The 19,092-nt window shown below is 73.4% G+C and carries 15 protein-coding genes; 8 read left to right on the top strand and 7 right to left on the bottom strand.

All coding sequences use genetic code 11. The features are described from left to right. Positions 1-194 precede the first annotated feature (194 nt). The 3 genes from ACA089_RS10495 to ACA089_RS10485 are packed head-to-tail and all read left to right on the top strand — an operon-like array spanning position 195 to position 3,177. The gene (locus ACA089_RS10495) at positions 195-965 is read left to right on the top strand and encodes an endonuclease/exonuclease/phosphatase family protein (RefSeq protein ID WP_372016561.1); all 771 of its coding nucleotides are present in this window, start codon (positions 195-197) and stop codon (positions 963-965) included. Further along, on the top strand, positions 962-2,224 hold the full coding sequence (clsB, locus tag ACA089_RS10490) for a cardiolipin synthase ClsB (protein WP_372016559.1): 1,263 nt from the start codon (positions 962-964) through the stop codon (positions 2,222-2,224). Before ACA089_RS10495 ends, clsB begins: the two co-directional genes overlap by 4 nt. Beyond that, on the top strand, positions 2,221-3,177 hold the full coding sequence (locus tag ACA089_RS10485; RefSeq protein ID WP_372016557.1) for a putative bifunctional lysylphosphatidylglycerol flippase/synthetase: 957 nt from the start codon (positions 2,221-2,223) through the stop codon (positions 3,175-3,177). The genes clsB and ACA089_RS10485 overlap by 4 nt, the downstream gene beginning before the upstream one ends. Here ACA089_RS10485 and ACA089_RS10480 read toward each other — a convergent pair whose 3' ends face one another. Further along, entirely contained in the window at positions 3,178-4,020 is an 843-nt protein-coding gene (locus ACA089_RS10480) for a class I SAM-dependent methyltransferase (protein ID WP_372016555.1), read from the bottom strand. 127 nt (positions 4,021-4,147) lie between these two features. Here ACA089_RS10480 and ACA089_RS10475 point away from each other — a divergent pair, with 127 nt between their 5' ends. Then, positions 4,148-6,124, top strand: a complete 1,977-nt coding sequence (locus tag ACA089_RS10475; protein WP_459077395.1) for an alpha/beta hydrolase family protein — start codon at positions 4,148-4,150, stop codon at positions 6,122-6,124. Positions 6,125-6,205: 81 nt separating this feature from the next. Here the strand turns inward: ACA089_RS10475 and ACA089_RS10470 are convergent, their stop codons facing one another. Next, a complete protein-coding gene (locus ACA089_RS10470) occupies positions 6,206-7,330 on the bottom strand; it encodes a dipeptidase (RefSeq protein WP_372016553.1) in 1,125 nt (374 codons plus the stop codon). 164 nt (positions 7,331-7,494) lie between these two features. On the opposite strand from ACA089_RS10470, the gene ACA089_RS10465 reads away from it, so the two are divergent. Continuing rightward, entirely contained in the window at positions 7,495-8,241 is a 747-nt protein-coding gene (locus tag ACA089_RS10465) for a hypothetical protein (RefSeq protein ID WP_372016551.1), read from the top strand. A gap of 243 nt (positions 8,242-8,484) precedes the next feature. Beyond that, positions 8,485-11,148, top strand: coding sequence for a bifunctional diguanylate cyclase/phosphodiesterase (locus tag ACA089_RS10460; RefSeq protein ID WP_372016549.1), 2,664 nt, complete (start codon positions 8,485-8,487; stop codon positions 11,146-11,148). 3 nt (positions 11,149-11,151) lie between these two features. Here ACA089_RS10460 and ACA089_RS10455 read toward each other — a convergent pair whose 3' ends face one another. The 3 genes from ACA089_RS10455 to ACA089_RS10445 all read right to left on the bottom strand — a co-directional run bounded on the left by ACA089_RS10455 (position 11,152) and on the right by ACA089_RS10445 (position 15,108). Next, complete coding sequence (locus ACA089_RS10455; protein ID WP_372016547.1) at positions 11,152-13,653, bottom strand: glycoside hydrolase family 9 protein; 2,502 nt, start codon at positions 13,651-13,653, stop codon at positions 11,152-11,154. 133 nt (positions 13,654-13,786) lie between these two features. Further along, positions 13,787-14,443, bottom strand: coding sequence for a glutathione S-transferase family protein (locus ACA089_RS10450; RefSeq protein WP_372016545.1), 657 nt, complete (start codon positions 14,441-14,443; stop codon positions 13,787-13,789). Between the two features lie 65 nt (positions 14,444-14,508). After that, the gene (locus tag ACA089_RS10445; protein WP_372016543.1) at positions 14,509-15,108 is read right to left on the bottom strand and encodes an acyl carrier protein phosphodiesterase; all 600 of its coding nucleotides are present in this window, start codon (positions 15,106-15,108) and stop codon (positions 14,509-14,511) included. Positions 15,109-15,214: 106 nt separating this feature from the next. Between ACA089_RS10445 and ACA089_RS10440 the strand changes: the two genes are divergently transcribed. After that, positions 15,215-15,952 (top strand): DNA-formamidopyrimidine glycosylase family protein, encoded by a 738-nt coding sequence (locus ACA089_RS10440; protein ID WP_372016541.1) that lies wholly within the window; start codon positions 15,215-15,217, stop codon positions 15,950-15,952. A 14-nt stretch (positions 15,953-15,966) separates the two neighbouring features. Here ACA089_RS10440 and ACA089_RS10435 read toward each other — a convergent pair whose 3' ends face one another. Continuing rightward, complete coding sequence (locus ACA089_RS10435) at positions 15,967-16,536, bottom strand: dihydrofolate reductase family protein (RefSeq protein ID WP_372016539.1); 570 nt, start codon at positions 16,534-16,536, stop codon at positions 15,967-15,969. Between the two features lie 196 nt (positions 16,537-16,732). Between ACA089_RS10435 and ACA089_RS10430 the strand changes: the two genes are divergently transcribed. Further along, positions 16,733-17,971, top strand: coding sequence for an MFS transporter (locus tag ACA089_RS10430; RefSeq protein ID WP_372016538.1), 1,239 nt, complete (start codon positions 16,733-16,735; stop codon positions 17,969-17,971). Between the two features lie 130 nt (positions 17,972-18,101). Here the strand turns inward: ACA089_RS10430 and ACA089_RS10425 are convergent, their stop codons facing one another. After that, positions 18,102-19,091, bottom strand: coding sequence for an AraC family transcriptional regulator (locus ACA089_RS10425; protein WP_372016536.1), 990 nt, complete (start codon positions 19,089-19,091; stop codon positions 18,102-18,104). Position 19,092 lies beyond the last annotated feature (1 nt).

Below are 19,092 nucleotides of genomic sequence, written 5' to 3'. Positions count from 1 at the left end.
CCACCCGGCGTCCTTTCATCGCCGCTTCGCGGCGGCGTGGCGACCATGGATCCGCAGTGCCTCGTCCCGCTTCCCCCGCCATGTCCGCCGCCCCCGCGCCCCCGCTCGACGTCGCGCCGCCCGTCCGGGACGCTGCGGATGACACGCGGCGCGGCCCAGCGCGGGCGGGCCCCGCCGCCGCGATCCAGGAAGCCGTGACATCCGGACCGCTGTCCCTGCGCGTGCTGACCGCCAACATCCACAAGGGGTTCGACATGCTGCAGCGCAGGTTCATGCTGCCGCAGCTGCGCGAGGCCATCCGCATGGTCGGCGCGGACATGGTGTTCCTGCAGGAGGTGACCGGGGCGCACCGCGGCCACGCTCGCCGCCATCCCGCCTGGCCGCCGGTGCCGCAGTACGAATTCCTCGCCGACAGCCTCTGGCCGCAATACGCCTACGGCCGCAACGCGGTCTATCCGGAGGGCCACCACGGCAACGCCGTGCTTTCGATGCTGCCGATCGTGCGCCACGAGAACCATGACGTATCGATCGCCGGGCACGAGAACCGCGGCCTGCTGCACTGCGTGCTGGCACTGCCCGGACGCGCCGGGTGCCTGCACGCGGTATGCGTCCATCTGGGGCTGCAGGAAGCGCACCGGCGACGCCAGCTCGACCTGCTGTGCGCGCACCTTCGCGAGCGCATCCCCTCGTCCGAGGCGGTGGTGGTGGCGGGCGACTTCAACGACTGGCGCGCAGCCGGCCATCGCCGGCTGCGCGACTGCGGCCTGCTGGAGGTGTTCGAGGAGCGCCGGGGTCGCCTCGCGCGCAGTTTCCCGGCGCGCTGGCCGCTGTTGCCGCTGGACCGCATCTACGTGCGCGGCCTGGCCATCGCCGAGGCCACCGTGCACAGCGCCGCGCCCTGGTCGCGGCTGTCGGACCACGCCACGCTCTCCGCGCGGCTGGTCCTGGCGGGGGCGGCGGCATGAGCCGGCTCGACCCGGCCGCGGGCCTGCGCTGGACGCAGGGCAACCGCCTGGAGCTGCTGGAGAACGGCGAGGCCTTCTACCGGCGGGTGTTCGCCGCCATCGATGCGGCGCGAACCGAGTTGCAGCTGGAGACCTTCATCCTGTTCGAGGACGAGGTCGGCTGGGCCCTGCAGCGACGACTGCTGGATGCGGCACGGCGCGGGGTGAAGATCCGGGTGCTGGTGGACGGTTACGGTTCGCCGGGCTTCTCGCCCGGGTTCCTCGACCCGCTGGTCCAGGCGGGGGTCGACTTCCGCGCCTTCGACCCGCAGCCGACGCTGCTCGGCATGCGCCTGAACCTGTTCCGGCGCATGCACCGCAAGCTGCTCGTGGTCGACGGCGCGCGCGCCTTCGTGGGCGGGATCAACTACTCGGCCGACCACCTGCGCACCTTCGGGCCGGACGCCAAGCAGGACTACGCGGTCGAGGTGGAAGGCCCGGTGGTCGCCGGCATCCACCGCTTCGTCCGCGAGGGTGCGGCCGGGGCCACGCCCGCGGCCGGCGCGGAGACGGAGACACAGGGCCGGGCGGACGCGGCCTTCGTGGTGCGCGACAACCGCCACCATCGCACCGACATCGAGCGTGCGTACCGCGAGGCGATCCGCGCGGCGAAGTCGGAGATCATCATCGCCAACGCGTACTTCTTCCCCGGTTACGGCTTCCTGCGCGAGCTGCGCCATGCGGCGCGGCGCGGCGTGACCGTGCGCCTGATCCTCCAGGGCGAGCCGGACGTCCCCGCGGCGATGCTGGCCGCCCGGTCGCTGTACCGCCACCTGATGCGCGATGGCGTGGAGATCTACGAATACTGCGCGCGCCCGTTCCACGGCAAGGTCGCGCTGGTGGACGAGGAATGGGCGACCGTGGGGTCCAGCAACCTGGACCCGCTGAGCCTGTCGCTCAACCTGGAGGCCAACCTGCTGGTGCGCGACCGCATGTTCAACCGCCAGCTGCGAGCGCGCATGCAGCGGATGTGGCGGGACGACTGCACGCCCGTCGCCGCGGCCGCCGCCGCGCGCGGCCGGCGGTGGTGGCTGCCGTCGTCGCTGCTGTACCACGTGCTGCGCCGGTTTCCGGCATGGGCGGGGTGGTTGCCGGCGCACCGGCCGCGGGTGGTGCCGCTCGCGGAAGCGACGCGGGGCGGGCGCGCGGGCGCGGCGGCGCAGGCTGCCGGCTCCGCCGGCCACGACGCGGTGGCGCCGCGCGGGCGGCGCCGGGCGTGAGGGCGCTACCGGCGCGCTGGCGCCGGCGGGCCGGCAACCTGCTGGTCGCCGGGGTGCTGGTCGCGGTGCTGGTACTGGGTGCGCGCCATGCGCGCTCGGTGGACTGGCCCGCGGTCGGCATCGCGCTGCGCAGCCTCGACGTGGCCACGCTGGCGGCCTGCCTGGGCCTGGTCGCGGCGAGTTACGCGCTCTACTGCGCCTACGAACTGGTGGCGCGGCGCCAGGTGGGCCACGGTCTCCCGCCCGGGCGGACCGCGGCGATCGGCTTCGTCTGCTACGCGGTGACGCTCAACCTGGGCGCCGTGCTCGGCGCCGGCGGCGCGCGCCTGCGCCTGTATACCCGCGCCGGAGTGCCTGCGGCGCGCGTGGCGCGCATCGCCGGATTCGCGGTGCTCACCAACTGGCTGGGATACGCGGCCCTGGCGGGCGCCGTGCTCGCGGCGACCACGCTGCCGCTGCCTCCCGGTGCCGGCGACCGCGACGCATGGCGGCTGGCCGGCATCGCGATGCTGGCGCTGGTGGGCGCCTATGGGGTGCTGTGCGGCCGGCGCGGCGGAGACACGCTGGCCTTCCGCGGCCATGCGCTGCGCGTGCCGACGCTGCGCATGGCATCGCTGCAGCTGGCACTGTCGACCCTGAACTGGGCGGTCCTCGGCGCGATCCTGTTCCTGCTGCTGCCCGCCGGCGTGGCGTACCCGCGGGTGCTGGCACTGGTGCTGGTGGCGGCGGTGATCGGCGTGGTCCTGCATACCCCGGCCGGCCTGGGCGCGTGGGAATCGGCCTTCCTGCTCACCCTGGGGCGCGAACTGGGCCAGCCGCCGGTGCTCGCCGCGCTGCTCGCCTACCGCGCGCTCTACTACCTGCTGCCGCTGGCCTGCGCCGGCCTGGTCTACATCGGCCTGGAATCGCGGCGCGGGCGCGGCATCGAAGCCGCCGGAAGCGGCGATGGCTGATCAGCGGCGGGTGGCCAGCACCCCGTCCAGCGCCAGCTGGGCGGCGAAGCCGGCCTTCTGCAGGCGCGCGGCGACCTCGCGCGGGACGTCGCGGCCGCTGGTCAGCCGGTTGGGGCTGCCGGTGTAGTGGAACAGGCGGCCGCCGCGGCGCAGCACGCGGGCCAGCTGGGTGTAGAAGGCGAGCGAGTAGAGCTCGCCGGCGATCCCGAAGCGCGGCGGGTCGTGCAGCACCGCGTCGACCGACGCGTCGGCCAGCGTGGCGATGGCGACGGTCACGTCCGCATGGGCCAACTGCAGGCGGCCGCCACTGGCCGGCGCTTCCGGGTCCGGCGACCAGGGGTTGAGCGTGCGCAGCCAGAGCACGCTTTCGTTCTTCTCGAACGAATGGATGCGGGCCACGCCCGCCTCCAGGCAGCACGCGGCGAAGTAGCCCAGCCCGCCGCACGTGTCGAGCACGACCTTGCCCCGCGGCTCGACCAGGGCGACCTTGCGCCGCGCATCGTCCAGCGGCGATTCCTTCGACGTCGGCAGCATCTTGATGCCGTCGATCTCGAACGTCGGCGTGCCCCATTCGGTCGGCACCAGCTTGATCAGCGAACCGGCATAGCGCGACACCGGCATCCAGTCGTCGCCGTCGAACCAGTAGACCGTGCGGTCCTTGAGCCTGTCCGGATACGGGTAACGCGCGTCGCCCCATTGCCAGCCATCGACGCCCAGCGCGGCACGGCCCCCGTTGCGCCCCAGGTCCAGCGAGCCGCACCACTCGGGCTCGCCACGGGCATGCGCGGCCAGCAGGGAATCGGCGGTCTCGCGGGTCAGCAGGGGTCCGGAATGGCGGGGCACGGCGTGCGCATCGGTGGCGGGCGGGCATCGTACCGGGCATCGCGGGTCGCGGGCATGTGACCGCCGTCGATGGACAAGCGCAGCGCCGGCTTGCCACCATGGCGCCGGGGACGACAGGGGGTGGGGAATGCTTCTTCGCGGGAGTCTGGCCGGCGTGCTGCTGGCCGGCGCGTGTTCGTGGGCGATGCCGGCCGCGGCCGCGGCGCCCGCCAGGCTGGACCTCGAGCCGTTCCTGAAACAGGACCGGTACGAGCGGGTGAAGATCTCGCCCGACGGCGCCTACTACGCGGTGACCATGCCGCTGGAGGACCGCACCGCGCTGGTGGTGGTGCGCCGCGCCGACGGCACGCCGACCACCAAGATCATGGGCGACGCCGATTCGGTGGTCGACGACTTCTGGTGGGCCAACAACGAGCGCGTGGTCGTGTCCATGGCCGAGCGCCACGGCTCGCGCGACACGCCATCGGTGCGCGGCGAGCTGCACGCGGTCAACGCCGACGGCAAGAACGTCAAGCTGCTGGCCAGCCCGTACGGCGTCGACGCCTCGCCGGGCATCACCGCCACCTACCGCAGCGAGCTGGAGCGGGCGGTGTTCATGCTCGACACCCTGCCCGGGCAGCCGGAGAAGGTGCTGGTGTCGGCGATGTCGGTCAGCGACAGCGACCCCTACATCCGCATCGAGAAGCTCGACATCTACACGCGCAAGCGCGACCTGCTGGCCACCGCCCCGGTGCGCCGCGCCAGCTTCGTCGCCGACGCGAGTGGCGAGGTCCGCTTCGCCCACGGCGCCGACACCGACAACAACGCCCGGCTGTACTACCGCGAGCGCGGCGGCGAAAAATGGCGCCTGGTCAACGACGAGGCCGTCAGCCACCGGCGCGAGGTCCCGCTCGGCTTCAGCGCCGACGGCGGCCTGGCGTACCTGCAGGCCGAGCGCGCCGAAGGGCCGGATGCGATCGTCAGCTGGAACCCGGCCACCGGCGAGTACCGCGACCTGCTGCGCGACCCGGTGGCCGACCCCTACCAGGTGCTCTACGACCTGGACGGGCGCACGCCGATCGGCGCGTCCTACATGACCGACCGCGTGCACAACCGCTTTTTCGACGAAGGCCACCCGACCGCGCGCTTCTACCGCAGCCTGGAAAAGGCGTTCCGCGGCGACGCGGTGCGCATGACCTCGGCCACGGCCGACGGCCGGGAAGTGCTGCTGTACGTGTGGAGCGACCGCAACAACGGCGACTACTTCCGCTTCAACACCCAGACCAAGCGCGCGGACCGGGTGTTCAGCCGGCGCGAATGGTTCATGCCCGACGCGATGCCGGCCACCCGCCAGGTCAGCTTCAAGGCGCGCGACGGCCTGGCCCTGCACGGCTACCTCACCGAGCCGCGCGGGGCGGCGGCCGGCCCGCGCCCGCTGGTGCTGCTGCCGCACGGCGGGCCGTTCGGGGTGTTCGATGGCTGGGGGTTCGACGACGACGCGCAGATCCTGGCCGCGGCCGGCTACGCGGTGCTGCGGGTCAACTACCGCGGCTCGGGCAACTACGGCCGCGCGTTCCTGCAGGCCGGCCACCAGCAATGGGGCGGGGCGATGCAGGACGACCTCACCGACGCCACCCGCTGGGCGGTGCGCGAGGGCATCGCCGATGCGTCGAGGATCTGCATCTACGGCGCCAGCTACGGTGGCTACGCCGCGCTGATGGGCGCCGCCCGCGAGCCGGACCTGTACCGCTGCGCGGCCGGCTACGTCGGCGTGTACGACCTGCCGATGATGCACCGCGACGCCTCCAGCCGCAGCCGCTCGGGCCGGACCTGGGCGCTGGAATGGATGGGCGACCGCAACGCGCTGGCCGCGCGCTCGCCGGTCAACCTCGCCGACCGGATCAAGGTGCCGGTGTTCCTGGCCGCCGGCGGCAAGGACGAGCGCGCGCCGGTGGAACACACCCGGCAGATGGAAAAGGCGCTGAAGAAGGCCGGCGTGCCGGTGGAGACGCTGTACTACCCCAACGAAGGCCATGGCTTCTACACGCGCGAGCACCGCCGCGAGTACTACACGCGGCTGCTGGCGTTCCTGGCCCCGCACCTGGGCGGGGCGGTGGCCGAGTAGCCCGGCGCGGACGCGGCGGGGCGGGGCCCCGCCGCCCGGCTGGCACGCGCGTTCCGGGCCAGCGTGCGCAACGGGTGCCGCTCAGGCGCCCCAGACGGATTCGGCGTAGCGCAGGAAGTTCAGGCCGAGCACGCGGTCGATCCGGCTTTCCGGCCAGCCCCTGGCCTGCAGCCGCGCGGCGAGCGCGCGGAACTGTTCCGGCCCGCGCAGGTCGGGCACGAACGGGTAGGTATCGGCGCGCTCGCCGGCCGCGCTGATCCCCGCGGCCTGGCGCGCGGCGACCTCGCGGGCCAGCGCTTCGCGATAGGCGGCCAGGTCGTCGACCTGGGTGACGGTGCCGTCGGTGCCGATGCCGACGTGTTCCTCGCCGCATACCTTCACCGCGTGCTCGAGGTGCGCGACCACGTGTTCGGCGCGCGCGTGCCCGGAGATGTCCAGGAACGGCATGAAGTAGATGCCGACGAAGCCGCCGCGCTCGGCGACCGCGCGCAGTTCCGCGTCGGTCTTGTTGCGCGGCAGGTCGGTGACCGCGCGGCAGCCGGTGTGGTTGATCGACACCGGTGCGGTCGACAGCCGGGTCGCCTCCAGGCAGGTGCGCTCGCCGCTGTGCGAGAGGTCGACCATCACCCGGCGCTGGTTGAGCCGCGCGACGACCTCGCGGCCGAACGGGCTCAGGCCGCGGTTGCCCGGGGCCATCGCCCCGTCGCCGAGCTGGTTGGCGGGGTTGTAGGTGAGCTGGAACACGCGCACGCCCAGGTCGCTGAAGATGTCCACCCGGCTGGCGTCGTCGCCGAGCATGGCGCCGTTCTGGAAGCCGTAGATAAGGCCGATCCGGCCGTCGGCATGCGCGCGGCGGATGTCCGCGGCCGACAGCACCTTGAGCACGTCGGTCGCATGCGCGCGCACCAGCGCGTCGGTCGCGGCGACGTCGCGCACGCTGGCCTCGAACGGATCCTCCGGGCCGGCCACGTAGCCCAGGGTGACGTTGACCGCGGTCAACCCCGAGGCGCGCGCTTCGGCCAGGACCCGCGGCGTGAGCTGCGGCACCATCGCGTCGGCCGGCGCGTTCGGGTCGCCGAGCCCGCCCAGCGCGTTGACCACGATCCGCGGCTTCGCGGGTGCGGCCGCGCGAAGCGGGAGGGACAGCGGGATCGCGGCCGCGGCGCAGGCCGCGCCGGCGAGGAAGGTGCGTCGGTCGAGGGTCATGGGGACTCGGCGTAGGGGGAGGGCGTCCGGACGGGGCCGTGCCGGATCGCAGGGCGCCGGTGGGCCGCCGCAGGATAGCGCGCACGCGCGCGGCCAGGCCGTGACGTGAGGCCGCCTTCATCCCTGCCCGCCTACGCTGCGCCCTTTCCGCCCCTGGAGTGGCCGTGGCGCCGAGTGTCTACCGCTCCATCGCAGCGCTCCTGCTGGGCGTGGCGCCGCTCGCGCCCGCCGGGGCGGAGGATGGGCTCGGGGCCTGCCGCCAGGCGGCCGCGCACGCCCTGCCCGCGCCCGCCCGCGACGTCCTGCCGCGGATCGATGGCGAGGGCCGCCAGCTTCTTGCCTTGCGCAGCTACCTGCGCGCCCGCGACCTGGACGCGCGCTGGAGCTGGAGCCAGGCGCGGATCGACGCGTATGCCGGCTCGGACGAGCAGCGCACCGCGCATGCCGAGGTGGCCAAGGTGCAGTCAGCGTTCGCGGCCGCCAATCCCGGGTACTCGCTGCACGTGAACCTGCAGGTGCGCAGCCTCGACGACCAGCTGCGCAAATGGAACACCAACGCCTCCGTCGCCCGGGCCGCCGCCGCCTTGGCCGCCGCCGCGGCGGAGGCGTGCGCGCGGCAGGGCCAGGCGGGGTTCGGGCGCTGGCTGCGCGAGTGGCCCACGCCCTCGGCGGTGACCCTGGCCGCGCCCGGGCTGTCGCCGCACGGGCAGGGGCGCGCCTACGATTTCCAGGTCATGCGGGGCGGCACGCTGGTCGCCGGCACGGACAGCGGCAGCGTCCGCTCGCGGTGGGTCGGCGACGGCTGGGCCGGGCGCCTGGCCGCGGCCGTGCGCGCATCGGGCGCGGCCTTCAGCGGGCCGCTGCGGTCCCCCGACGAGCCCTGGCACTACCAGTACGAGCCGCCGGGATGAGCGGCCGCGGGCGGATGGCCGGCCCGCGCCGGGACCGGCGTTGGCGCAGGGGGCGCCGCGGCGGGCGCGTCGCCGCGCTGGCCGCGACCGGGCGGCGGACCGGGACGGTTCAAGAATCCGGCGCCAGGACCGCTTCTATGACGGAAGGGCGCCGGCCGCCCGGACGCGACAGGTGAGCCACGGCCCCCCGGCGTGAACGGACCGGGTGCCGACCCGAGGATCCAGATGCCATTCCGAGACCACATGCCGCCCACGCCGGAGGTGCCCCGCCGGGGCGACCTGCGCGCGTCGCCGGCCTGGGCGGCGCTGGTGCTGGTGGCCGGGCTGCTGCTCACCGCCGGCGTCGCCCACCGCGAGTGGCAGGAAGCGCACGCGGTGGCCGGGGCGATGCAGCGCTCGCTGGCGGATGCCGCCCGCAACCGCGTGCTCGCTCCCCTGGAGTCGGCCTCGCACATGCTGCGCGCGATGCAGACCGTGTTCCTGTCCAACGACCGGATCGACCAGGCGCTGTTCGTGCAGTACCAGGACAACCTGCGCACCCATGACCGCGTGCCCGGGTTCGTCGCCACCGCCTTCGCCCGGCGCGCCGCCGGTGCCATGCCCGGTGGCCGGCCGGCCTACCGCTACGAGCTGGTCTCGCCGCTGGCCGGCAACGAGGCCCTTTACGGGCTCGACATCGCCACCCAGCCACGCAACCTGTCGGCCCTGCTCGCGGCGCGCGACGCCGACGCCCCGACCCTTTCCGCGCCGTTCCCGCTGCTGCAGTTCGACCACGCCCGGGACGACCTCGCGCGCGGCATCACCCTGCGCCTGCCGGTCTACTCCCACGGTCCCCGGCCGCGGACCGTGGCCGCCCGGCGCGCACGCGAGATCGGCGCGCTCGCGGTGAGCCTGCGCCTGGAGCCCATGCTGCGGCAGGCGCTGCATGGCCGGATCCTGGAACACATGCACCTGGAGATCGTGGACCTCGATGCCCCGCCGCAGGACGCGGCGGTGTTCGTCCATGGCCCGACCCCCGCGACCGCGCCGGCCCAGGTCCGCGGGATCGAGTTCGGTGGCCGGCGCTGGGAGCTGCGGATGTGGCCGCGGGGCGCGGCGGCTGACCTGGACGAGACCCGCGCGGTGCTGATCGCCGGCACCACCATCAGCGTGCTGCTGGCGCTGCTGATGCTGTCGCTGGCCACCACCCAGCGCCGCGCGCTGGAGCTGGGCCGGCGCATGTCCGCGCGCTTCGGCGAGAGCGAGGCGCGCTTTCGCGTGCTCAACGAACTGCTGCCGGCGCTGGTGCTGCTCGCCGACGGCCGCGACGGCCGCGTGGTCTACGCCAACCAGGCCGCGCGCCAGCACCTGGGTGCGGTGCTCGACGCCCCGCTGGTCTCGCTGTTCGCCAATCCCCTGCTCGGCGGCCAGGCGATGGCCGAAGCCGCCGCGGGCGGCAGCTGGGCCAGCCAGGAGGCGATGGTGGTGGCGGCCGACGGCGAGTCGTTCTGGGCCAGCGCCTCGCTGGCCCACGTCGAGGTCGACGGCACCCCGCACCTGCTGATGGTCGCCACCGACACCAGCGAGCAGCGCGCGCTGACCGAACGCCTGCGCTACCAGGCCGCGCACGACGGCCTGACCGAACTGAGTAACCGGCGCGAATTCGAGCGGCGCCTGCAGATGGCGCTGGACAGCCGCGCCGGGCGCTTCGGGGAATCGGCCTTCGCCCTGCTGTACATCGACCTGGACCAGTTCAAGCTGATCAACGACCTCTCCGGGCACATGGCCGGCGACCAGCTGCTGGTGCAGCTGGCCCACGCGATGCGCCAGCACCTGCGCCCGGGCGACGTGCTGGCGCGGCTGGGTGGCGACGAGTTCGGGCTGCTCGCCTTCGACGTGGACGCCGACGGCGCGCAGGTCCTGGCCGAGCGGCTGCGCCGCTGCGTCGAGGCGGTGATGTTCGTCTGGCAGGCGCGCACCTACGCGGTCAGCGCCAGCATCGGCATGGTCCTGGTCGACCGCGACGGCTGCACGCTCAAGGACCTGCTTGCGTGGGCCGACAGCGCCTGCTACCAGGCCAAGGAAGCCGGCCGCAACCGCGTGTGCACCTACCGCGAGGACGAGGACACCACCCGCCGCCGCAGCGAGATGGAGTGGGCCAACCGCCTGCGCTGGGCGCTGGAGCAGGACCGCCTGCTGCTGGACTACCAGGAGGTGGTGCCGCTGGCGCCGGCCGGCGAGGCGGGGACCCACATCGAACTGCTGCTGCGGCTGCGCGAGGAAGACGGAACGGTGTTCCTGCCGGGCGCGTTCCTGCCCGCCGCCGAGCGCTACGGGCTGATGCCGGCCGTGGACCGCTGGGTGATCCGCACCGCGCTGGCCCACTTCGCCCGCCTGCACCCGTGCGGCCGTTCGCTGCGGACCTGCGCGATCAACCTGTCCGGCGCCAGCATCGAGGATGAGGGGCTGGCCGATTTCATCCTCGACAGCATCACCGAGTTCGGCGTGCCGGCGCGGCGCATTTGCCTGGAGATCACCGAGACGGTGGCGGTGCGCAACCTGCTGCGCGTGGTCGGGGTGATCGAGCGCCTGCGCGCGGCCGGATGCCGGATCGCGCTGGACGACTTCGGCGCGGGCATGTCCTCGTTCGGCTACCTCAAGAACCTGCCGGTGGACGTGATCAAGATCGACGGCAGCTTCGTCCGCGACCTGGGCAGCGACCCGATGAGCCGCGCCATCGTCAACGCGGTGGCGCAGATCGGGCACCAGCGCGGGCTCAAGGTGGTCGCCGAGTGGGTCGACGGCGAGCACACGCTGGCGGTGCTGCGCGAACTGGGCGTGGACTACGGCCAGGGCTTCATCCTGCACCGCCCGCAGCGGGTCGTGTTCCAGCGCCCGGACGACGGTGCCGGGCGCCGGGTGGCCTGAGGGTCAGCGCGCGCGCTGCCCGCCGAGCAGGTCCTGCGCGGCGTGGACCAGGAACATGTACTTGGCGCCCAGGTCGATCACGTACTCGTTCTCGCCCCACAGGAACGGCCAGTCCTCCTTGTTCTCCGGGAAATCCGGCTTGAGCACCAGCACGCCCGGGACCACGCCGCCGGCGATGAAGCTGTAGTCGGCACGGTTGTTGCCGTAGGCGACCTGCTTGGACTGCGCGCCGACGGCCGAGACGAACGACAGGTTCGAATCCGGGTGGGTGCCGTAGAGGTAGTTCAGGCCCTGCAGCGTGTCCTCGGCGTCGAACACGTCCGGGAAGGCGCGATGCAGCCAGTAGTTGGTGGTGGCCATGCCGACCACCGCGCTGTTGCCGGCCCAGCCGCCGCGGGTGATCGGCACGCCGTACGGGTTCTCGGCGACCATCGCCGCGCGCTCGGACCTGAAGCGCACCGCGCGTTCGCGGAACTTCGCGCGAAACGCCCCGTCCAGCTTCGGCAGCACCGGGACCACCGCGGCCGCGTTGGACGCGAAGCGCTCGTCGATCGCCGGCCACAGCGCGGCGACCGCGTCGGCGTACTTCGCCTCGCCGGTGGCCAGCAGCAGCTGCACCGCCGCGTCCAGCTGCTCGTCCTGCGGGTGGCCGCCGGTGGTGTTGCCGACCTTGAACAGGTTCGGCTCGCGCGACTGCTCGAACGCCCACACCTTCTTCGCGGTGGCCAGGCTTTCGGCGGCCAGCGCGTCGTCGTGGCCGCGCAGCGCCCGGCTGGCCGCGGCCAGCCCGGCGGCCGAGCCGTAGTTGAGCGCGGTGGTGGCGGTGGTGAAGGCCAGGCGGTCGTCGCGCGGCGAGTCCGGATCGCCGTGGTCGTCGACCTTGCCGTCGGTCTTGGTCACCGCGTCGCCCAGGTGGGTGTACTGGCCCAGGTCGGGTTCGACGATGCCGGGGATGGCGTGGCCGAACACGCGGTGCTGGGCGATCAGCATCAGCGTGCCGTGCTCGATCTGCTGCAGCAGGTCGGGCACGCCGTCGGGGCGGTGGATCTCCACGTGCGAGCGCGCGCGGTCGACGGTGGTCTCGTCGCGCAGCGGCCTGGCCAGTTCCCAGGTGTCGACCAGCGACATCACCGTGGCGTAGTGGGTCTGCGTGCGCAGGTCGAAGTCGCCGGCGTCGAACCAGCCGCCGACCGCCAGGCCGGGGATGTGCTCGCCGGGACTGAACGGCGAATCCAGCTCCGGGCCCTGGCCATAGAGGTCGAAATGCTGGGTGTCCGGCGCCACCTGGCGCGCGTCGTCCATGTGCGAACGGCCGTGCCAGACGCGGTAGGCCTCGTTCACCGACATGTGGTCCATCTGCACCGGGAAGAACACGTCCAGGGTCGGGTGCCACGCGCTGGCGTAGGCGTCGTCGGCGATCCGGAACGCGGCCGTGCGCTGGCCGTCGGCCTCGATCCGGTACAGCCCGGGCTCGCGTACGCCGGAGAAGTCGAAGGTGTAGTAGTCGTAGCGCAGGTAGCGTCCCCATCGCTGCGGCGTGGCTTCGGCGGCCTGGCGCGTGGTGCCGTCGGCCGACACGCGCAGCAGCCGCGCCGTGCCGGGCGCCGCGGCGTTGCGGTCGCGCTCCAGCACGGCGACCTTGCGCTGGGCCGGGTGGTAGCCGACCTGCGAGTGGCCGATCACGGTCGGCCGGGTCCAGTCCGGCAGGGTGCTGCCTTCCACGGTCCACTCCAGCACCGTGCCGGCCCTGCCGGCCGGCAGCAGCGAGCGCACGACGTACCAGCCGTTCTGGGCCTGGTTGCGGCCGTCGTACAGCCCCAGCTCCGCGCCGGGCGAGCGGATCGACACGCGGCGCCGCGGATCCTCCGGGGCCAGGGTCAGGGCGTGGCCGCGGGCCATCGGCAGCCGCACCGTCGCGCCGGCCGCGTCGCGCGCGCTCGGGCCGGCCGGATACAGCGGCAGCTGGCCATGCCCGGCGTCGCCGAGCCAGGACGTGCCGAAGTAGGCCGACGGCAGGAACTCGAGGTTGAAGCCGGCCTTGCCGGCCAGCGCCGGCGGCAGCGGGGCATCCAATACCACCTGGATGGCGACGCCATCGCCGCGCGGCGACACCCGCACCACGTACTCGAAGTCCTCGCGGTCGAAGCGCAGTCGCGTGCTGACGGTGCCGGTGGCCGCGTCGACCTCGCGGCGGACCGGCACGGCCACCGGGTCCCACTGCTCGGGCGTCGGCGACAGGCGCACGTCGCCGTTGGTGGCGGTGCGCACGCCATGGTGGATCAGCTCGACGCCGGCGATCTTGGAATCGCTGAAGTTGTCGTCGTAGGTGTTGCTGAAGGCCAGCACGTCCAGGCCCGGCCTGCTGAAGTAGCCGGCCTCGTCGAGCCGCAGGCCGCGCTCGGCGGCGGCGCCCGGAAGGGCAACGGCGAGGGCGGCGGCCAGGAGCGCGATCGGAAGGGGGCGGGTGGGAGCGGTGCGGCGGAGCGAAGGCGTCGGTCGGTGCATGCGGATCCCCGGGAGCGAATGTTAACGCTAACATCGGGGATCGCCGGGGCCAGCTTGCGGCGCAGCAAAGCCGCAAGCAGTGCGCGGAGGAGCATCGCGTGCGGCGGCGGCGGCCGGCTTCCGCGGGCGAGGGTCAGTCCCGGTCCGGTGCGCCCAGCGGGAAGTACCCGCGGAACGGTCGCGCCTCCTCCACCGCGCGGGCGAACGCCGGATGCCCGAGCAGGCGCGCGCGGTAGGCCTGCACGCGGGCGCAGGCCGCGGGGACCGGATGGGTCCAGTCGGCGTAGAACAGGAACGGGGCCGCGGCGCAGTCGGCCAGGCTGAAGCTCGTTCCCGCCGCCCAGGGACGTCCATCCTCCAGGTGCCGTTCCAGCCACGCGTACGCCGTGTCGAGCATGCCGCGGGCGTCGGCCACCCCGCGCGGGTCGCGCTCGTCTTCCGCGCGCAGGGCGTCGAACACGACCTTCTGCTGCGGCGTGGACACGTAGTTGTCGAAGAATCGGTCGAGCATGCGCACCTCCACCGCCGCCAGCGGGTCGTCGGGCAGCAGGCGGACCGGGCCGGGGTGGCGCACGTGCAGGTACTCGATGATCGCGGTGGCCTCGGCCACGGTGCGGGCGTCCTCGACCAGCACCGGGAAGCGCCGGATCGGCCACAGGGTGCCAAGCGCGGCCTGGTGCGCCGGGTCCTCGAGGTTGCGGTACTCGAACGGGGTGCCGTTGGCATACAGCGCGACCAGCACCTTCTGGGAATAGGAGGAGAACGGGTGGGCGTACAGGGCAGGGAGCATGGCCGGCTCGGTGGGATGGGCTCGGAAGCTACGACGGGGGCGAAGGCGCCGGATCGACAGCGGGGTCAGGCGTAACGCGGATCACGCCGGAGCGCCTGCACGTGCGCGACCAGCTGCGGGAAGAACACCTCGAATCCGGCCGTGATCGCGGCCTCGTGCCGGCGCAGGTCGTCCAGGCAGGCGACCAGCCGGTCGCCGTTGCGCGACAGGCGGGTGGCGATGCGCCTGACCGCCAGGTCCACGCTGGCGCGGTCGCGGTAGGAACCGAGCCAGTCGTGCGCGGCGATGCGCGGGGCGATCGCCCGCAGGCGCGGCGGCAGGTCGTCCAGCCGCGACAGCAGATGGCGGTAGAAGGCCGCGGTGAAGTCGTCCAGCGGCGTGTCGCAGTGCCGGCTCCAGTCGCGCGCCAGGCAGTGGTCGTAGAACACGTCCAGGGCGATGCCGGCATAGCGGCGCAGGCCCGGCGCGAACAGCGCGCGTGCGCCCGCCACCTGCGGGTGGTCGTCGGTGTAACGGTCGACCTGGCGGTGGACCAGGATCTCGCGCCGCTCGACCGCGCTGTAGTCCTCCAGTGCGCTGCGGCCGAAGACGAAGTCGCCGAGCAGCGCGCCGAGCATCGCTTCGGGGTCGGGGCGTGCGAGGTAGAGGTGGGCCAGGTAGTTCATCGGCGCGGTCCGGGCGGCGACGTGCAGTGTGTCACGCGAAGGCGGATTGACGCCCGCGTCGCGCGCGCTTGACGGGCCGCTCACCGCCCGCGCCGATACTGGCGGCATGCCCGAGGGCCCTTCGATCGTCATCCTCAAGGAGGAGGCCGCCGCCTTCGCCGGACGCACCGTGCGCAGCGTGCGCGGCAACAGCCGCGAGGACATCCAGCGCATCGCCGGGCAGCGGATCGTGGCGCTGCGCAGCTGGGGCAAGCACTTCCTCGTGGAGTTCGACGGCTTCAGCCTGCGCGTGCACTTCATGCTGTTCGGCAGCTACCGCATCAACGAGCGCAAGGACGCCGCGCCGCGGCTGGGGCTGGATTTCGACGGGGGCGACGAACTGAATTTCTACGCCTGTTCGGTGAAGTTCATCGACGCCCCGCTGGACGAGGTCTACGACTGGAGCGCCGACGTCATGAACGATGCGTGGGATCCGGCGCAGGCCCGCCGCAAGCTGCGCGCCCGGCCGGACACGCTCGCCGCCGACGCGCTGCTGGATCAGCAGGTGTTCTCGGGGGTCGGCAACATCATCAAGAACGAGGTCCTGCACCGGATCCGGGTCCACCCCGAAAGCCGGATCGGCGCGCTGCCGGCGCGCAAGCTCGGCGAGCTGGTGGCGCAGGCGCGCGAGTACAGCTTCGACTTCCTGCGCTGGAAGAAGGCCTACGTGCTGCGCAAGCACTACCAGGTCCACACCCGCACGGTCTGCCCGCGTGACGGCCAGCGGCTGACCTACCGCAAGCACCTGGGCCTGGCGAAGCGGCGCGCGTTCTTCTGCGAGCGCTGCCAGCGCCTGTACGGCTGAAGCCGGGGGGCGGCTCAACGCGCGGCGTGGTACTCCAGCACCACCAGGCCGCCGTCGAACGTCCTGGCCTGCGCCAGCGACCAGTCGTGGCCGCCGCTGCCGGGCGGGGCGAAGGAGCGTCCGGCCCCCAGCACCAGCGGCAGCATCCGCAGCCGCAGCACGTCCACCTCGCCGGCGCGCAGCAGCGCATCGCTGAGGGTCAGGCTGCCCCAGACCACCAGGTCGCCGTCGACGCGCGCGCGCAGTTCGCGCACCGAGGCCACGCCGTCGCCGCGCAGCAGCGTGGCCGCCTGGTCCGGGCCCCACGGCGCCTCGGCCAGGCTCGAGGACACCACGAACTTGGGCAGGTCGCGGATCGGCGCCGCGACCGGTTCCACCCGTGGATCGGCCTCGGGCCAGTAGTCGGCGAACATCCGGTAGGTGCGCGCGCCGAGCACGATCGCCCCGACGCTGCGCAGCATCCGCAGCTGTTCGTCGTCGGCGGCATTGACCGCCTGCGCGTTGTCGAAGAAGCCGATGCCGCCGTCGGCATCCTCCGCGTACCCGTCGATGCTGACGATCTGTTCGACGATCACCTTGCCCATGCCGTGCTCCCGCTGAGTGCCTGCAAGGGTGACGGCCCGGGCGTTCCCGGTTCGACAAGGCGACGGTTGGCGGACCTGGAACCCCGCCCGCAGGGCCCACCCGACGCAGCGCCGGCCGGCGTCGTTGCATGAACAGGACGCCGGCGTGCCGCTGGGCGGGCTTTGCCGGCTTGCTGCATCGCAGCATAATGGCGCCATGTCTTCCGCCCCGCTTCCCACCACGCCCGTGGCGGCGTCCGCGTTCCCGGCGCTCAGCCGCGGCCGCTACGCCCTGGTCCTGACCGCCCTGACCCTGGGCGGCTTCGCGATCGGCACCAGCGAGTTCGCCGGCATGGGCCTGATGCCCAACATGGCCGCCGACCTCGGGGTGAGCGAGCCGCAGGTCGGCCACCTGATCAGCGCCTACGCGCTGGGCGTGGTGGTCGGTGCGCCGCTGCTGGCGGTGCTGGGCGGGGCGCTGCGGCGCAAGACCCTGTTGCTGGCGCTGATGGGCTTCTACGCGCTCGGCAACCTCGCCAGTGCCCTAGGCCCGGACTACGCCAGCCTGCTGCTGTTCCGCTTCATCGCCGGCCTGCCGCACGGCGCGTACTTCGGCGTCGCCGCCTTGACCGCGGTTGCGATCAGTCCGCCGGAGGCGCGCGGCCGCGCGGTCAGCCTGGTGATGCTGGGCCTGACCCTGGCGATCCTCGTCGGGACCCCGCTGGCGACCTGGATGGGCCAGCTGGCGAGCTGGCGCTGGACCTTCGCGGCGGTCTCGCTGATCTCGCTGCTGACGGTGTCGCTGATCGCCCTGTCGCTGCCGCACGGCGTGGACACCGGCGCGCGCGAGCGGCCGCTGGACGAGCTGCGCGCGTTCAACCGGCAACCGGTATGGCAGGCGCTGCTGATCGGCGCGATCGGTTTCGCCGGCATGTTCTGCGTCTTCAGCTACCTAGCACCGACCATGGTCGAGGTCACCGGCGTGGCGCCGGGCTGGATCCCGCTGGGCGTGGCTGGCTTCGGCCTCGGCGGGGTGATCGGCAACATGCTGGGCGGCTGGCTGTTCGACCGCCTGCAGTTCCGCGCGGTGCCGGTGGTGCTGGGCTGGGCGGTGGTCATGCTGCTGCTGTTCCCGCTCGCCGCGCAGCAGCCGTGGAGCCTGCTGCTGGGCACGGTGTGCATCGGCATGATGGGCGCCCTCGGCCCGATCCTGCAGTCGCACCTGATGGACGTGGCCGATGGCGCGCAGACCCTGGCCGCCGCCTCGCACCACGCCGCGTTCAACGCCGCCAACGCGCTGGGCCCGTGGCTGGGCGGGATCGCGATCACCGCCGGGCTGGGCTGGACCTCGACCGGCTGGGTCGGCGCTTCCACCGCGGTGGCCGGCCTGGGGCTCTACGCCTGGGCGGCGCGCACCCTGTCCCAGCGGCCGCTGGCCTGCCCCAGGCCGCTCTGACGGGCCCGCGGCGCCAGCACGGGCCCGCCATCCGTCCGATGCGCGCGCGCGCTGGATGATCCGGCGCCGGGCGCGGCCCCGCCTGCCCGCACAAGGCACCCGCCGGACACGCTCCGGCCGGCGGCTGCGCTCACGCGCTCGCGGCCGCAGCCTCGGTCCAGCCCTGCTGCAGCACGCTGCGGCGCCAGGCCGCCGGCGGTTGCCCGTACTCGCGGCGGAAGGCACGGCTGAACGAGGTGTCGTTCTGGTAGCCGACTTCCTCGGCCACCCGCGCCAGCGGCGCGTTGCTGCGGCGGAGCAGGTTGGCGGCCATCAGCATCCGCCACTGGGTGAGGTACTGCATGGGCGAGGTGCCGACCAGCTGCTGGAAGCGTTCGGCCAGCACCGTGCGCGAGGTCCCGGCCGCGCGTGCCAGTTCGGCCAGCGACCATTCGTGGCCCGGGCGCTGGTGCAGGGCATTGAGCGCATGGCCCACGATCCGGTCGCCCAGTCCCGCCAGCCAGCCGGCGTGCGCCTGCCCGGCATGCACGTGCTGGCGCAGCACCTCGATGAACAGCAGCTCGGCCAGCCTCGCCTGCAGCCCGGCGCTGCCGGCGCGCGGCGTGCGCGCGTCGGCCAGTGCGTAGTGCACCGACGACTCCAGCCAGGCGCCGGCGGCCGAACCGCGCAGGCCGACCCGCAATACCGGCGGCAGGCCATCGAGCAGCAGCCGGGCCAGGCGCGTATCGCAGGCCAGGTAGCCGCAGACCATGCGCGTCGCTTCGCCGCCGCCGCCGTAGGCCAGGCGCCGCGGTCGGCTGGACAGCAGCCGCTTCAGGTCGGCCTCGCGCGGGGGCGGCGGCAGGCCGGCCGCGGAGGCCATGCGGTGCGCGCAGCCGCGCGGGAAAAGCACCACGTCGCCGGCCTGCACCGGCAGCGGCGCAACGCCCTCCATTTCGACCAGGCAGCGGCCCTCGGTCACCAGGTGGAAGATCACCACCTGCTCGGCGCAGGGATCCAGCCAGGGCGCCGCCAGCGCCGCCCTCGGGGACTGGTAGCACCATGGTGCGGTGAAGCGGGCGTTGACGAAGAACGCGCCCGACAGCTGCACCACCCGCAGGATTTCCGACAGTGCGTCCATG

This window comes from Pseudoxanthomonas fibrivorans (assembly GCF_041464125.1).
Classification (GTDB): domain Bacteria; phylum Pseudomonadota; class Gammaproteobacteria; order Xanthomonadales; family Xanthomonadaceae; genus Pseudoxanthomonas.
The sequence above is the reverse complement of the archived record's forward strand: the minus strand, read 5'-3'. Positions and strand labels throughout refer to the sequence as shown.

Bases quoted from the DNA above. Each gene is read 5' to 3' on its own strand.
- ACA089_RS10460 (WP_372016549.1), top strand. From the start codon at position 8,485: ATGCCGCCCACGCCGGAGGTGCCCCGCCGGGGCGACCTGCGCGCGTCG.
- clsB (WP_372016559.1), top strand. From the start codon at position 962: ATGAGCCGGCTCGACCCGGCCGCGGGCCTGCGCTGGACGCAGGGCAAC.
- ACA089_RS10470 (WP_372016553.1), bottom strand. From the start codon at position 7,330: ATGACCCTCGACCGACGCACCTTCCTCGCCGGCGCGGCCTGCGCCGCG.
- ACA089_RS10430 (WP_372016538.1), top strand. From the start codon at position 16,733: ATGTCTTCCGCCCCGCTTCCCACCACGCCCGTGGCGGCGTCCGCGTTC.
- ACA089_RS10450 (WP_372016545.1), bottom strand. From the start codon at position 14,443: ATGCTCCCTGCCCTGTACGCCCACCCGTTCTCCTCCTATTCCCAGAAG.
- ACA089_RS10435 (WP_372016539.1), bottom strand. From the start codon at position 16,536: ATGGGCAAGGTGATCGTCGAACAGATCGTCAGCATCGACGGGTACGCG.
- ACA089_RS10455 (WP_372016547.1), bottom strand. From the start codon at position 13,653: ATGCACCGACCGACGCCTTCGCTCCGCCGCACCGCTCCCACCCGCCCC.
- ACA089_RS10475 (WP_459077395.1), top strand. From the start codon at position 4,148: ATGCTTCTTCGCGGGAGTCTGGCCGGCGTGCTGCTGGCCGGCGCGTGT.
- ACA089_RS10440 (WP_372016541.1), top strand. From the start codon at position 15,215: ATGCCCGAGGGCCCTTCGATCGTCATCCTCAAGGAGGAGGCCGCCGCC.
- ACA089_RS10425 (WP_372016536.1), bottom strand. From the start codon at position 19,091: ATGGACGCACTGTCGGAAATCCTGCGGGTGGTGCAGCTGTCGGGCGCG.
- ACA089_RS10445 (WP_372016543.1), bottom strand. From the start codon at position 15,108: ATGAACTACCTGGCCCACCTCTACCTCGCACGCCCCGACCCCGAAGCG.